Raw genomic sequence first — 14,186 nt, forward strand, 5'->3', positions numbered from 1 at the left:
GTGCACTTTATCGATTAAAAATACATCTTAACGAGTATTTTTCAAATGTTAATTTTAACACTTTACTTTCGCACCAGATTTTAATCCCAAATCAAAATCTATAACCATGAAGAAATCATACAATTTGAAACAGCTGTTTTTGCTTATCTGCGTATTTTGGTTTGCCCAAAATTCATTTGCACAAAGCACAGTAACCTACAGCTACACTACATCCGGCGCAGTACAAACTTTTACTGTCCCTTCCGGAGTTACAAGCATCACAATTGAAGCCTGGGGCGGCGGAGGCCGTGGAGGATCGAGAGTAACGAGTACAGGCCCATGTGGTGGAGGCGGTAGCGGTGGTTATTCGAAACATACGATGACTGTAACCCCGGGGACTAATTACAACGTCGTGGTCGGTGGCGGAAGCACTACTACGGCATCCGGACAAAACACAACTTTCAACACCACTACTGTGGTTGCAAATGGCGGTGGCAGTGTCGCTGATAACTCAAACGGAAGCGGCGCGGGTGCTGCTGCCGGAACAGGAAACGTATTCAACCGTGCGGGAGCCGCCGGTGCGAGCGTGAGCGGCGGATTAACCAATGGTGGCGGTGGAGCTGCATCAGGAAGTGCCAATGGTGTTGCCGTAGCAGGTACAACCAATAGCGCTACCGGAGCGACTGCACCAACGGATGGCGGAAATGGTGGTAGCGGAAGATCATCATCTACCGGTGTCGGAAATCCAGGAACGGTGCCCGGCGGCGGCGGCGGCGGTGCTTACAGGACTACCAGCGGAAGTTCTGCAGGTGGAAGTGGCGCCAACGGAAAAGTGATTATCACCTATGGAATTGCGGAAATTGGCGTATTTAGCGTTTATGGAACAAACGTTGCTGACAATGATGCTACACCCTCGGCTTCTGAAGGTACACTTTTCGGCTCGGTAAATACCGGAAGCTATCTTACAAGCGATTTCATCATTGTAAATACAGGTAACGTTGCACTCACATTAAGCACTCCTACTTATACAGGGGATTTCAGCACATTCGGCACGGCCCCAACTACAGTGGCAGCGGGAAGTACTGCTACCCTTACCGTAAAATTCCAGCCCACTGGTACGGGAACACGTAATGGGACGATTTCCTTTAACACAAACGATGCTGACGAAGCCGTTTATAACTTCAGTCTTTCGGGAACGGGTACAGCGCCAACGATTGCAGTGACCGGAGGCGGTCCTACCCCAGCATCTATACCGAATAATGACAACTCCCCTACTGTTGCCAAAGGCTCTGATTTCGGCACCCAGGTAACTGCAGGATATGTTACGAAAACATTTACAATCACTAACAGTGGTTCAGGAGCGCTGACCATTACGGGGGTTACGCTTACAGGATCGCATGCATCGGATTTTTCTATCATTACCGCTCCGGCAACCACAGTGGCCCCAGGCGGAACGACAACATTTTCTGTGCGATTCGATCCGTCATCCGGTGGGATACGAAAAGCGACGGTAAATATAGCAAATGATGCCGGCTTATTTAAATTTGATATCACCGGAACCAACAATACATCAACCGCAGCGGATATTAGAGTAGAAAGCTCAGCAGGTACTGACATCCCAATGTATGCCGCTGCAAGCAGTACTTACAATACAGATTTCGGCTCAGTCAATACACTCGACACACCGGTTACGAAAACGTTCACGATCAGGAATGAATCTGCCACCTTATTGCCGTTACCACAATCACTTACAGGAATAAGTGTAGCGGTATCAGGAACCGGATTTACCGTTTCGGCATCAACAATCGTGGCAGGAACAATATTACCAAGCGGATCAGCGACCTTTACGATACAATTTAATCCTAACGTTACAGGTGTAGTAAATGGAACGGTTACAGTAACAAACGCAGATTCGAATGAAGGGTCTTATATATTTTATGTAACCGGGACAGGGACCAATCCTGAAATTGCAATGACAGGAGGATATCCTGCTACAAATTTAGCCTACAATGACATCACCCCTACTACTGCTGAAGGTACTGATTTTGGAGCACAATTCAATAATGGTGGTTATATTACCAGGGACTTTACGGTTACAAATTCTGGGAACGGCCCATTGAAATTCAGTGCTGTAACCGTTGCGAACACCAGTGCTTCCCAAGCAGGAAATACCGATTATACGATATCGGGAATTACAGCCGGTACAATAGTCGCCGCAGGTGAATCTTTAAACTTCACCATTACTTATACTCCTGCCGCAACTTCTGCCGGAACAAGGACTGCTACCATTACCCTTACCAATAACGATACCGATGAATCCAATTTCCAGATCAGGGTAACGGGTACTATTGGTGCAAATACAAGAGAAATCAATGTAAAAGGTGGTTCACCTTTAACAGACATCAATATGTATGACGCTGCAACGACGGCACAGGGAACCGATTTTGGCGGTATGTATGTTACCAGCGGGAGCATTTCAAAAAGTTTTACGATATACAATACAGGAAATGCGGTGCTTTCGATAACATCGACTACAATTACTGGAACCAATGCAGCTGATTTTACGATTACGACAACACCATCTTCGAGTGTTGCGGCTACTACAGGAACCACCACTCTGACTATTAACTTTAATCCAAGCAGTGCAGGTACTAGGAGCGCGATAGTGACGATCAACAACAACGATCCTAATGAAGCTGCGTATGTATTCTTCATTCAAGGTACCGGAAATACTTACGCCGATTCTGATGGTGACAACGTGACTGATGATGCAGATGTTGATGATGATAACGACGGAATTCTGGATACTATTGAACAGGCTGCCTGCTCAACATTGTCAACTTCGCAAACTTCATCCAAAGTTTTCCTGAATGAGACTTTCGGTACAGGAACAACTGCGACGGACATTGACGATAACGATCCGAATGCATCCATTGGCCCGGACTATGAGTACAATTTCAATTTGTATGACGGGCAATATGTCGTGCACAATACAGCCCAGATTACGTCTTGGGCGGATGGCCTTTGGTATAAAGGTCCCGATCATACTTCGGGTGACACAAACGGTAAAATGGCTTTGATCAATGCTGAGTATACGGCGGGACAGATGTATTCCAACATCATATCAGGAGTAACCCCTAACGTAGAAGTAACATTCAGTTTTTATGCCATAAATTTGGACCGAACTGATGCTGCCGATATTGATAACCGTATCAGACCAAATATCAGGATTGAAATAAGGAAGATTGCTGACAATTCACTTATTACTTCGCTTTCCACAGGAAATATTGCGCCAAGTCCGTCCGGCATCGCAACGGAGTCTGACTGGATCAACTACTCCCTTACATTTACTACTTCGGAAACGGATTTCCGCGTAACTTTTATTAACAATGCCCTTGGGGGATTAGGAAACGATATTGCTTTTGATGACATTACGGTATCACAGCGTTATTGCGATATGGACCATGACGATGAAGCTGATACATTTGATTTGGACGATGATAACGATGGAATTCCTGATGCAGTGGAAGCGGGCTTTAAAGCGTATACAAATAACAAGAGTAAAATCGATAATACCGACAATACAAAGTGGGTTGATGCCAACAAAAATGGATTGAATGACAACATTGATCCGGATTTTATCAGCAATTATTATACTGCGTATATTCCAGATACAGATGGTGACGGAATCTACGATTTCATGGACTATGACAGCGACAATGACACGAAATTTGACATTGATGAAGCACAGGCCGATACTTTTTATTTAAGCAACACTGGTGGCTCTTATAATGGTGATGGAGATATCGATGGTGACGGTAAGGGTGATAATGCGGATACTGACCTTGACGGAATCCTGGATTTGAACGACGACTCTACAGCCTACGGAACTACCGCAAAGGCATTTCCTACTGATACAGATGGAGATGGCACCCCGGACTATCTCGATCTAACCTCTAACGGTTCAACAAAAGATATAGCCGGTACACTTTATGCAAGCCTGGATGCTAATAATGATGGAAAGGTAGACGGAACCGCTGATGTTGATAAGGATGGTATTATGGATCTTTTTGACAGCTATAATGTTCCTTCAAGCGGAAGCGTTATATCTGTTGGATCTCCAAGAAATATCATCAATAAGAACCTTCTTATCGATTTTGATGGCCGCAACGATTATGCAGAAGGCGCTAATCTTTTAACAGGACTTTCGAAAGCCACCATTATGGGATGGGTAAAATTAGATACTAATTATCCTTCAACTTCCACAATCGTTTTAGGACAGGACAATTTCTATATCACCATTAGTGGCAGCGCTACAAAAAGGGTGACCGCCATAGCAGGTTCATACAGCGCAACATGGACCACTTCACTCGATGTAAGCAGGTGGTACCATGTAGCAGCAGTGTATGACAGCAGTACAGGATTAAAATTATTTGTAAACGGAAGCCTGAAGAATACTGTTTCCGTGTCCGGAAGCCTTGGCGCAACAAGCACCAAGTTCACTATCGCTAAAAAATCAAGTGCGAGTTCTAACTATTTCAGGGGTTATATAGATGAAGTCCGTGTGTTTAACACCTCTTTGACCGATGACCAGTTACAAAAAATGGTTTACCAGAAAATCGACCAAAATGGAACCGCTATCCGTGGAGCAGTCATTCCTAAAGACATTGAATCTTCAACATGGGCAAATCTTAAAGCCTATTACAGGATGGACGACTATAAAGGCAATGTGACAGACGATTACACTCTTGCTGGGACAGACAACGGTACTAGTTCCGCTTACTGTAAAATCTACAACGTAAAATATATTAAGACTGAGAATACGCCTTTGCCTTTTAAAACCAAACAGGCTGGTATATTGGACAGTACTGCACTTACCGATACTTCAAATTTTATTTATGGTCCGGATGTTACAGCAAACGATTATTCTGTAATTCAGGTACAGCACGATGTTACCTTGGGCAATAATTTAACCGGTGTTGGCCTTATAGTAGATTCAGGCAAAAAAATCACTGTAAATAATAATAATAAGATAGAAAATTCCTGGTATCTTGATCTTCAAGGCACCATCGATTTGGTAGACAAGTCACAATTGGTCCAAAGCACAAACAGTACACTGGCAACCACTACTACCGGTAAGATTGAACGCGACCAGCAGGGAACAAAAATCAGGTTTAATTATAATTATTGGTGTTCCCCTGTAAGTACGATCTCAAGCAGCACCGTAAATAATGGTTATACCGTCGACGGTGTAATGAAAGATGGCTCTTCGGGTTCTCCGGTTAACATCGCATGGATTGATGACCAGGATGCTCCAGGGACTAGTGCCCCGATCACTTTAAGCCGTTCATGGATCTACAAATACCAGAACCTTACAAATGCATACGCAAGCTGGTCATTCGTGGGCGAATCAGGAAGCCTGTCTGCAGGTCAGGGATACACTCTTAAAGGGTCAAGTACAAGTTCTACTACGCAGAATTATGTTTTTGTAGGCAAGCCTAACAACGGTACGATTACATCACCTATTTCAGCTAGCAATTTAAATTTATCTGGAAATCCTTATCCATCAGCACTCAGTGCAATGGAATTTATTAAAGACAACCTGCCTGCTTCCAGCCCTTCAGCTAATCCAGGGACCAGTGGCGCTTTGACAGGAGCACTTTATTTCTGGGAACATTCCTCAACCAATAATTCCCATGTATATGCGAGCTACATTGGCGGTTACGGAGTATATAGTTTAGTTGGAGGTGTAGCGCCTGCCAGCGCCGCATCTGGAACAAGTGGCCAGGTGGGTACAAGCAATGTCGCACCAGGCGATTATATTCCTGTCGGACAAGGTTTCTTTGTACAAGGAAGCACTACGGGTGGTAATATTACTTTTAAAAACAGCCAAAGGGCTTTCGTAAAAGAAAATGCCAGCAACAGTACGGCGTTGATGCGCAATGCAAATGCAACACAATCTGTTCAGGAGGCTAATGACAATACTCCTTTAGCATCGGATTTAGAAAATTTCACTAAAATAAGGATTGGTTTCAACAACAATGTAAACAGTCACCGCCAGGTATTGATAGGATTTATGAATCAGAATGCTACAGATGCTTTTGATTTAGGTTATGATGCCTTAAATTTCGATACCAATCCAAGTGACATGTACTTCAAAACACCGGACAGCAACCTGCTGGTACAGGGTGTTGGAAGTTTTTCAGAATCAAGCATATATCCACTGGGCGTGACTGCAGATACAGCCAGTCCTGTTTCATTCACTTTGGACGGCGTTGAAAACCTTGATGAAAATCAGGAAATTTATATCTATGATGCCCTTGACCAATCATACCATAATATCAGGGAAGGGATTTTCGAAACTACACTGGATGAAGGAACTTTCGAGCAACGTTTTTCATTGAGGTTCTTCAATCCTCTTGGAGTCACAAATCCTGTAGCTGAAGATCAGATCAGCGTGTTTTTCACAAGTAAAGATCAAATGCTGACTATAAAAAATACCTTGACTTCAACAACAGTTGAATCAGCAATGCTGTTTAATGTACTTGGCCAGCAGATTGCTATATGGGATGTTAAAAATGAAAATCAGGAAAATATCCAGATTCCCGTGAAGAATATCAGCTCCGGAACTTATATTGTAAAAGTCAAAACAACTACTGGTTCTGTTTCGAAAAAGATTATCATCAGATAAGCTAAAAACACATCATAGTGTACAAAAGGCATCCTTTAACCGGATGCCTTTTATTATTAATAAAGGCGCATAAAGCCAATAAAATCAATACTTTACCTACGTAAAAATACTTGGTTTGCGCCATACAACGTTAATATCTGCAACTCAACGAAAAGAATTTTTAACATTATTTTTTAGGTATATTTTTACCAAAAATAAAACCTACTAATCATGAAAAATCTTTACACACGCATCAGCATCCTATTCCTCTTCGGAATGCTGATGGTGGCCCCAAAATCCTTTTCACAGGATGATGACTTCACAGAAGAAACCTTTACGAAGCTTCGTTTAGGATTCCATTCTCACAACAATTTTTACAGGCAAATCCTTCTCGGTTTCGAAAATGACAACGCTACCGAAGGAATTGATCCGGGGTTTGACGCTGTGAACGTTTTTAACCTGCCGAATGACTTTTACTTTTTATGCGGCACTACAGAATTGTTTATACAAGGTGTTGGTTATTACAATACGAACAATATTTATCCTTTAGGCGTAAGGTCTAATTCTGTAGGCACCATCACTATCAATATCGACGCGGCTGAATATTGGGACCCAACGCAGGAAGTATTCATTTATGATGCAGACAATAACACCTATTTTAATATCAAAAACGGGCCGTTTACTGCTAATGTTGGTGTTGGGACCTTCAATAACAGGTTTTCACTGCGTTTTTCTACACAATCCACTTTAGGAACAGGAACAATTACTGATGGAAAAATGTCCGTAAATTACATTACTTCTGAAAAAGTATTATCGTTGATAAACACAACTTCCAATACCGCTACAACCGTAAGCCTTTACAGCATTACCGGTCAAAAAGCAGCCTATTGGAACGTGTCTGAAATAGACCAGACAAATTTAAACCTTCCTGTATCCGGCCTTAGCGCAGGTGTTTATATTGTAAATGTCGAAACGCCGGGTGGCACCATCACGAAGAAAGTTTTACTGAAATAAAAATCAATCTACATCTATCAAAAAAGCTCCTCTACCTAAGGAGCTTTTTTATTTTATTCCTTAAGAATTTGTTCTAGTTTCCCGAAATCAACCAATTCCTGGTCACCCGTTGCCAGGTTCTTTAATGTAAATTTTTCATCAATCATCTCCTGATCCCCGACAATGACCACAAAAGGTATTTCCCTTTTATCAGCATGCTGGAATTGTTTTCCCACTTTTACATTGTCAGGATACAACTCTGCCTTGACACCCGATTTACGCAATTTCATAATCGCTTTCATGGCATACAGCGCCTCATTTTCCCCATAATTTACAAACAGGACTTTTGAAGTCGCATTAACCGTAGCGGGAAATAATCCCAGCTCCTCCAAAACAAGGTAAATCCTGTCCAGTCCGAAGGAAATTCCCACGCCGCTCATATTTTTCAACCCGAAAATACCTGTTAGGTCATCATATCTTCCGCCACCGCCTACAGATCCCATCAAAACGGCTTTCGGAGGCGCCACTTCAAAGATAGCTCCCGTGTAGTAGTTCAGGCCGCGTGCCAAAGTTACATCAAGGTCGAGTATGGATTTATCCAGCCCCAATGCCGCAATTTTGTCGCATATAAAGTGGAGTTCTTGCACCCCTTTCAAACCTTCATCAGAGCCTGACAACATTTGCTCCAGTTTTTCCAATTTCTTCTGAATCGAACCGGAAAACTGGAATAATGGCTGTATTTTTTTTATCGCTTCCGCAGAAATGCCTTTGTCGGTCATTTCCTTCCTGACCCCATCTTCGCCTATCTTATCCAATTTATCAAGCGCCACGGTAAAATCTATGAGTTTGTCTTTGGCACCGATAACTTCCGCAATCCCGGATAAGATCTTGCGATTGTTAATTTTGATAGTCACACCGTCTAATCCAAGTTCACTGAAAACAGCATCATACAATTGTACCAACTCGACTTCCTGCCATAAACTTTTAGACCCCACAACATCGGCATCACATTGGAAAAACTCACGGAAACGTCCTTTTTGTGGCCTGTCTGCACGCCAAACCGGCTGGATTTGGTAACGCTTAAACGGAAATTCTATATCATTCTGATGTTGTACAACGTAGCGTGCAAAAGGCACGGTCAGATCGTAACGTAATGCTTTTTCGGAAATTTTGGATGTCAGTTGCTTTGGGTTTTTAGAAAGCAATTCTTCCTCTGAAACTTTTTCCAGAAAGTCCCCGGAATTCAAAATCTTAAAAATCAGCCTATCCCCTTCTTCACCATATTTCCCCATCAACGTCTCCGAATTCTCAAACGATGGCGTTTCTATAGGCTGGTACCCGAACCGTTCAAAATTGCCTTTGATAATCCCAAAAATATATTGCCTTTTCGCCACCTCTCCTGGTGAAAAATCTCTTGTCCCTTTTGGGATTCCCGGTTTTTGTGCCATTTCAATTTTATATAAGAATGAGGTTTGTCAAAACCGCAACACTCATTATTAATTATTAATTGCCAATTATAAATTGCTGATGCAAACTTAAACCAAAAATCGTAATTTCGTAGCAAACCACATCCATGTTTAAACTCTTCCGGGAAAATATCCGTGTTGCTTTAGGCTCCATCCGCACCCAATTGCTACGCACCGTGTTGACAGTGCTGATTATCGCCATAGGGATTATGGCGCTGGTTGGGATCCTGACTGTGGTAGCGGCTTTGGAAAACGAACTGACCTCCAATTTTGCATCGATGGGCGCCAATACGTTCACCATCAATCAATATGATTATTCCTCGCGCAGCAGTGAGGAGGAAAAACCACATCCAGCCATTACATTCCAGCAGGCACGGGATTTTAAAGAACGTTTCAGTTATCCGTTTTCAACCTGCTCGTTATCATTTGCGGCTACTTCATCGGCAGAAGTTCGTTATGAATCCGAAAAAACCGACCCGGAAATCACCATTATGGGGGTCGACAATCTGTTCATCACCAATTCGGGGCTCGAAATACAATCAGGCCGTGATTTCACAGGATTCGACATTGAAAACAATAATTACACCTGCATTTTAGGCTCTGATTTCTTAAAAGGCCTGTTCAAAAACACCCAACCGATTGGCAAGACCATTTCCATCCGCGGTGCGCGGTTTAAAGTGATCGGCGTATTGAAAGAGCGCGGTTCCACCTTTGGCAACAGCCAGGATCTACGGGTTTTCATCCCGATACAGATTGCGCGTTCACTGTTTTCGATGCCCAACACGAACTACACCATCAGTGTAATGGCGGGCAGGAATGAACTGCTGAACGCCGCTGTAGACAATGCCACCATTACGATGCGCGATGTGAGAAAACTGAGCCCGGTCGAGCAAAACGATTTCGGTGTAGTACGCAGTGACGACCTTATTAATCGTGTCATGGAAATCTCGGTATATCTTGACGGTGCGGCTTTCCTGATCAGCATCATCACGATTTTCGGCTCGTCGATCGCGCTTATGAACATCATGATTGTCTCCGTTACGGAACGTACGCGTGAAATCGGCGTACGGAAGGCATTGGGCGCAAAAAAAACAACTATCGCCGTACAGTTTTTTATAGAAACGCTGGTCATCGGGCAATTGGGCGGATTTGTAGGTTCCATTTTTGGACTGCTGATCGGCTACATCATTTCCTCCTTTATCGGATTTGCATTTGTAATTCCCTGGGGCGCCATAGTCTGGGCATTTGTAGTAAGTTTCCTGGTGGCGATCGCTTCGGGCTTGTACCCTGCTATCAAGGCCGCCAAACTCGACCCGATTGAAGCTTTGCGTTACGAATAACCTATATGGTTGCCTTCACCATACGGTCATTTCCATAGATATCTTTTCGAAGTTGGATATCCTTAAAACCCATCGATTCCAATAACTGCAACATTTCCTTTCCCAAATACTGGTTGATTTCAAAATATAATTTCCCTTCAGGATGCAGGCTTTTGAGTGCCAGAGTGGCTATTTTACGGTAAAACACCAGCGCATCATCATCCGCTACAAACAATGCCAGATGTGGCTCATACGCTAAAACATTTTTGCGGATTTCATCTTTTTCCAATTCGCGTACATACGGCGGATTTGAAACGATGATGTCATAACGCTCTTCCAAATCATCGGTAGTGAGGATATTTTTCGACAAGAAATTCACTTCTACCTGATTGATTTCTGCATTCTTTTCTGCAATAGCCAAAGCCTTTTCAGAAACATCAATGGCCGAAACCTTCGCATCGGTAAAGCTTTTTGCCAAAGAAATGGCGATGCAGCCACTCCCCGTCCCTATGTCAAGGATTTTCGTGTTTTGATCTTTATGATCTGAAACAATCCAATCGACCAACTCTTCAGTTTCCTGCCTCGGGATCAGGACATTTTCATTCACTTCAAATGTCAACCCATAAAAAGTCGTTTTCCCTAACAGATATTGAACGGGCACTTCATTTTTAAGCGCTTCAAGCAAATGACCCCACTTTTCAATTTCAGTAATTTCGTTATCCGGATTCAAAGCCAGATCTATTCTTTTCAAACCCCGGAGATCTTCCAATATCAGGTAAAAGAAACTCTCCGCTTCCAGTTTATCATAAATGGGAGTCAGCGTTTCGACGAATTTGGTTCTGTAATCGGTGATTTTAACTGGCATATCAGTGGCAATTCTGTCTACAAACCTAATGATTTTTTAGTTTACTTTTGTGTGATGACTATCCACGAAAAATTCATGCGGCGCTGCCTTGAACTTGCCCAAAACGGACTTGGAACCACCTATCCGAATCCTTTGGTGGGAAGCGTCATTGTTCATGAAGGCAAAATCATCGGCGAAGGCTGGCATCGGAAAGCCGGGGAACCTCATGCTGAAGTGAATGCAATCAATTCGGTAAAGGACACAGCGTTACTTGAAAAATCAGCTATTTATGTGAACCTGGAACCGTGCAGCCATTTTGGAAAAACACCACCCTGCTGTGATTTGATCATTTCCAAAAAAATACCTGAAATCATTATTGGCATTACCGATCCCCATTCGAAAGTGGCAGGAGAAGGCATACGAAGGCTTCAGGAAGCAGGTAAAAAAGTAACCATCGGTGTTCTTGAAAAAGACTGCAGCGACATCAACAAACGTTTTTTTACTTTCCATAATAAAAAAAGGCCTTACATTATCCTGAAATGGGCAGAAACACCCGATGGTTTCATAGCTCCGAAAACCAAATCGGAAATTAAACCGGTCTGGATCACCAACGAAACTTCGCGCCAATTGGTCCATAAATGGCGCAGTGAGGAACATGCTATACTGATTGGAACGCAGACTGCCGTTGATGATAACCCGACACTGACAACCAGGGATTGGGCAGGAAAAAATCCCGTCAGAATAGTTATCGACAGGCACAACAGAATTCCAAAAGAAAATCATATATTTGATAATCAGGCGGAAACCATACTGATTTCAGGCACTGAAATTGACTTTAATGAAAATTGTGCGGCACAAATTGCGGAATATCTGTACAAACGCAATATCCAGTCAGTTATCATTGAAGGCGGCAGAAAAACATTACAGACATTTATAGACGCTGGTTTTTGGGACGAAGCGAGAATTTTTAAAGGGAAAATTCCGTTTGGTGACGGCGTTAAAGCACCTGATATTTTGGGTACTATTTCTGAAACGCATTCCATTTCAGGAGACGAACTTTTAATGCTTACTAACAATGATCAACACAATTATTTTTGATTTTGGCGATGTCTTAATCAATCTTGACAAGGAAACATCACTTAATGAATTTAAAAAACTAGGCCTTGACGGACCCAATCCGGAATTACTGAAACTCAACGATGATTTCGAGCGCGGTAAAATTACCGAAGATCAGTTCCTGGAAGGGTTTAGAAAAAACCTTCCAAATGCTTCGATAGACCAGATTAAGGCCGCGTGGAACAGCATCATTGGCGATTTCCCACTTTATCGCCTTGAATTCCTGCAACTGCTTTCGACCAAATACAGGCTTTTCCTGCTCACGAATACAGATATCATACACATGGAGAATTTTGAAGACCAGGTAGGGATGTCATTTGCCAGCGACTTTTACCGCTGTTTTGAAAAAGTATACTATTCCCATGAAATGGGCATGCGAAAACCAGATGAATCCATCTTCAACTTTATCCTGAAAAAACACGACCTTTCCCCGAAACGCACGCTGTTCGTCGACGATAAGAAAGAAAATACAGATGCTGCCGCGGCATTGGGGATCAATGTCTGGAACCTACAGCCTGATGAGGATGTCGTAAACCTCTTCGAAAAGAAATTCATGGTTGTTGATGCATGAATCCAGAAGTACAAGACACTTACAAAACCATTTCAACACCTTCAGAAGAAGCGCTTTTTAAGGAAAAAGGCAGCAAATTCTTTGGTTATGCCTTTCCGGTAAGCTCTGAAATTCAGGTGAAGGAAATCCTCGAGCAGCTTAGAACCAAGCATTACAGTGCAAGGCATTGGTGTTATGCTTACCAATTCGGGACTGAAAAAGTCACCTTTCGCACGAACGATGACGGCGAACCCAATAATAGTGCAGGAATGCCAATATATGGGCAAATCCAGTCTTTTAAAGTAACTGATGTTTTAATTGTCGTCGTGCGTTATTTTGGTGGCGTGAAACTTGGCGTTGGCGGATTGATTTCAGCATACAGGACTGCAGCGCAAATGGCTTTGGAAAATTCCGAAATCATAGAGAAAATTATCCGTATACATTTCATCATCCATTTTGAATATAAGAACATGAATAAGGTAATGCGGATGATCCGTGAAAATCAACTCGAAATCGTTTCCCAGAAAATGAAAACTGATTGTGAAATTGAAATATCGTGCAGAAAAAAAACTTCGCAAACAGTTTTTGAAACATTCCATTCCGCATTCGAAATTGACATCAGGATCAAGGAATAACAACCATTTATTCGGATTTATTATCAATCTTTAAAATACGCTCCAAAATATACTCCGGAGGCATCGTCGGGCGGCCGGTTTTCATGTCTACAAACACTAAAATGGAGTTCGCAATTGTTAATAACTCGCCTGTCTCGCTATACAGTTCATAATCAAATTCTATACGTACCGACGACTGGTTTTTTAATATAGTTTTAACAACCAACAAATCATCATATTTGGCGGGTTTTTTATAATTCATTGTAAGGGAAACCACAGGGAGCATGATTCCATTTTCTTCCATCCACTTATAGGAAATTCCCAGGTTTCTCAGCCATTCCACGCGCCCCATCTCGAAATACTGGGCATAATTTCCGTGATAAACCACACCCATCTGGTCGGTTTCAGCATACCGTACACGTACTTCAATCTGATGTGTTCGCATATTTTTATTTAGACTTATTTTAACATTAATTTTACCCTATACTTACGATATTTTTTTTACAAAATCTATCCTGAATAATTTTTTTTTACAGAATTTTGTTCACATATTTGTTCTCCCGAACATAAGAGGATTTTACACTTCCGTTTTTGTAAGATAAACCATTAATAAACAAAAAATTTAGGCCAATAAT

General features: G+C 42.4%; 9 protein-coding genes. 6 read left to right on the forward strand and 3 right to left on the reverse strand.

Annotated features, from left to right (window positions below):
- Positions 1–106: 106 nt before the first annotated feature.
- A complete protein-coding gene (locus HYN49_RS15020) occupies positions 107–6,670 on the forward strand; it encodes a choice-of-anchor D domain-containing protein (RefSeq protein WP_108904877.1) in 6,564 nt (2,187 codons plus the stop codon).
- Between the two features lie 210 nt (positions 6,671–6,880).
- Positions 6,881–7,663 (forward strand): T9SS type A sorting domain-containing protein, encoded by a 783-nt coding sequence (locus HYN49_RS15025; protein ID WP_108904878.1) that lies wholly within the window; start codon positions 6,881–6,883, stop codon positions 7,661–7,663.
- Between the two features lie 53 nt (positions 7,664–7,716).
- On the opposite strand, the gene hisS is transcribed toward HYN49_RS15025, so the two are convergent.
- Positions 7,717–9,090 (reverse strand): histidine--tRNA ligase, encoded by a 1,374-nt coding sequence (gene hisS / locus HYN49_RS15030; protein WP_108904879.1) that lies wholly within the window; start codon positions 9,088–9,090, stop codon positions 7,717–7,719.
- Positions 9,091–9,215: 125 nt separating this feature from the next.
- Here hisS and HYN49_RS15035 point away from each other — a divergent pair, with 125 nt between their 5' ends.
- Entirely contained in the window at positions 9,216–10,448 is a 1,233-nt protein-coding gene (locus HYN49_RS15035) for an ABC transporter permease (RefSeq protein WP_108904880.1), read from the forward strand.
- A gap of 1 nt (position 10,449) precedes the next feature.
- Here HYN49_RS15035 and prmC read toward each other — a convergent pair whose 3' ends face one another.
- On the reverse strand, positions 10,450–11,292 hold the full coding sequence (gene prmC / locus HYN49_RS15040; RefSeq protein WP_108904881.1) for a peptide chain release factor N(5)-glutamine methyltransferase: 843 nt from the start codon (positions 11,290–11,292) through the stop codon (positions 10,450–10,452).
- 54 nt (positions 11,293–11,346) lie between these two features.
- Here prmC and ribD point away from each other — a divergent pair, with 54 nt between their 5' ends.
- The 3 genes from ribD to HYN49_RS15055 are packed head-to-tail and all read left to right on the forward strand — an operon-like array spanning position 11,347 to position 13,572.
- Positions 11,347–12,369, forward strand: a complete 1,023-nt coding sequence (ribD, locus tag HYN49_RS15045) for a bifunctional diaminohydroxyphosphoribosylaminopyrimidine deaminase/5-amino-6-(5-phosphoribosylamino)uracil reductase RibD (protein WP_108904882.1) — start codon at positions 11,347–11,349, stop codon at positions 12,367–12,369.
- The gene (locus tag HYN49_RS15050) at positions 12,347–12,958 is read left to right on the forward strand and encodes an HAD family hydrolase (protein WP_108904883.1); all 612 of its coding nucleotides are present in this window, start codon (positions 12,347–12,349) and stop codon (positions 12,956–12,958) included. The genes ribD and HYN49_RS15050 overlap by 23 nt, the downstream gene beginning before the upstream one ends.
- Positions 12,955–13,572 carry an IMPACT family protein gene (locus tag HYN49_RS15055; RefSeq protein WP_108904884.1) on the forward strand — a complete coding sequence of 206 codons (618 nt, stop codon included), beginning with the start codon at positions 12,955–12,957 and terminating at the stop codon, positions 13,570–13,572. The genes HYN49_RS15050 and HYN49_RS15055 overlap by 4 nt, the downstream gene beginning before the upstream one ends.
- Before the next feature lie 7 nt (positions 13,573–13,579).
- On the opposite strand, the gene HYN49_RS15060 is transcribed toward HYN49_RS15055, so the two are convergent.
- A complete protein-coding gene (locus HYN49_RS15060; RefSeq protein ID WP_108904885.1) occupies positions 13,580–13,996 on the reverse strand; it encodes an acyl-CoA thioesterase in 417 nt (138 codons plus the stop codon).
- Positions 13,997–14,186: the final 190 nt, after the last annotated feature.

This window comes from Flavobacterium pallidum, assembly GCF_003097535.1.
Taxonomy (GTDB): domain Bacteria; phylum Bacteroidota; class Bacteroidia; order Flavobacteriales; family Flavobacteriaceae; genus Flavobacterium; species Flavobacterium pallidum.

Bases quoted from the DNA above. Each gene is read 5' to 3' on its own strand.
- HYN49_RS15020 (WP_108904877.1), top strand. From the start codon at position 107: ATGAAGAAATCATACAATTTGAAACAGCTGTTTTTGCTTATCTGCGTA.
- HYN49_RS15025 (WP_108904878.1), top strand. From the start codon at position 6,881: ATGAAAAATCTTTACACACGCATCAGCATCCTATTCCTCTTCGGAATG.
- hisS (WP_108904879.1), bottom strand. From the start codon at position 9,090: ATGGCACAAAAACCGGGAATCCCAAAAGGGACAAGAGATTTTTCACCA.
- HYN49_RS15035 (WP_108904880.1), top strand. From the start codon at position 9,216: ATGTTTAAACTCTTCCGGGAAAATATCCGTGTTGCTTTAGGCTCCATC.
- prmC (WP_108904881.1), bottom strand. From the start codon at position 11,292: ATGCCAGTTAAAATCACCGATTACAGAACCAAATTCGTCGAAACGCTG.
- ribD (WP_108904882.1), top strand. From the start codon at position 11,347: ATGACTATCCACGAAAAATTCATGCGGCGCTGCCTTGAACTTGCCCAA.
- HYN49_RS15050 (WP_108904883.1), top strand. From the start codon at position 12,347: ATGATCAACACAATTATTTTTGATTTTGGCGATGTCTTAATCAATCTT.
- HYN49_RS15055 (WP_108904884.1), top strand. From the start codon at position 12,955: ATGAATCCAGAAGTACAAGACACTTACAAAACCATTTCAACACCTTCA.
- HYN49_RS15060 (WP_108904885.1), bottom strand. From the start codon at position 13,996: ATGCGAACACATCAGATTGAAGTACGTGTACGGTATGCTGAAACCGAC.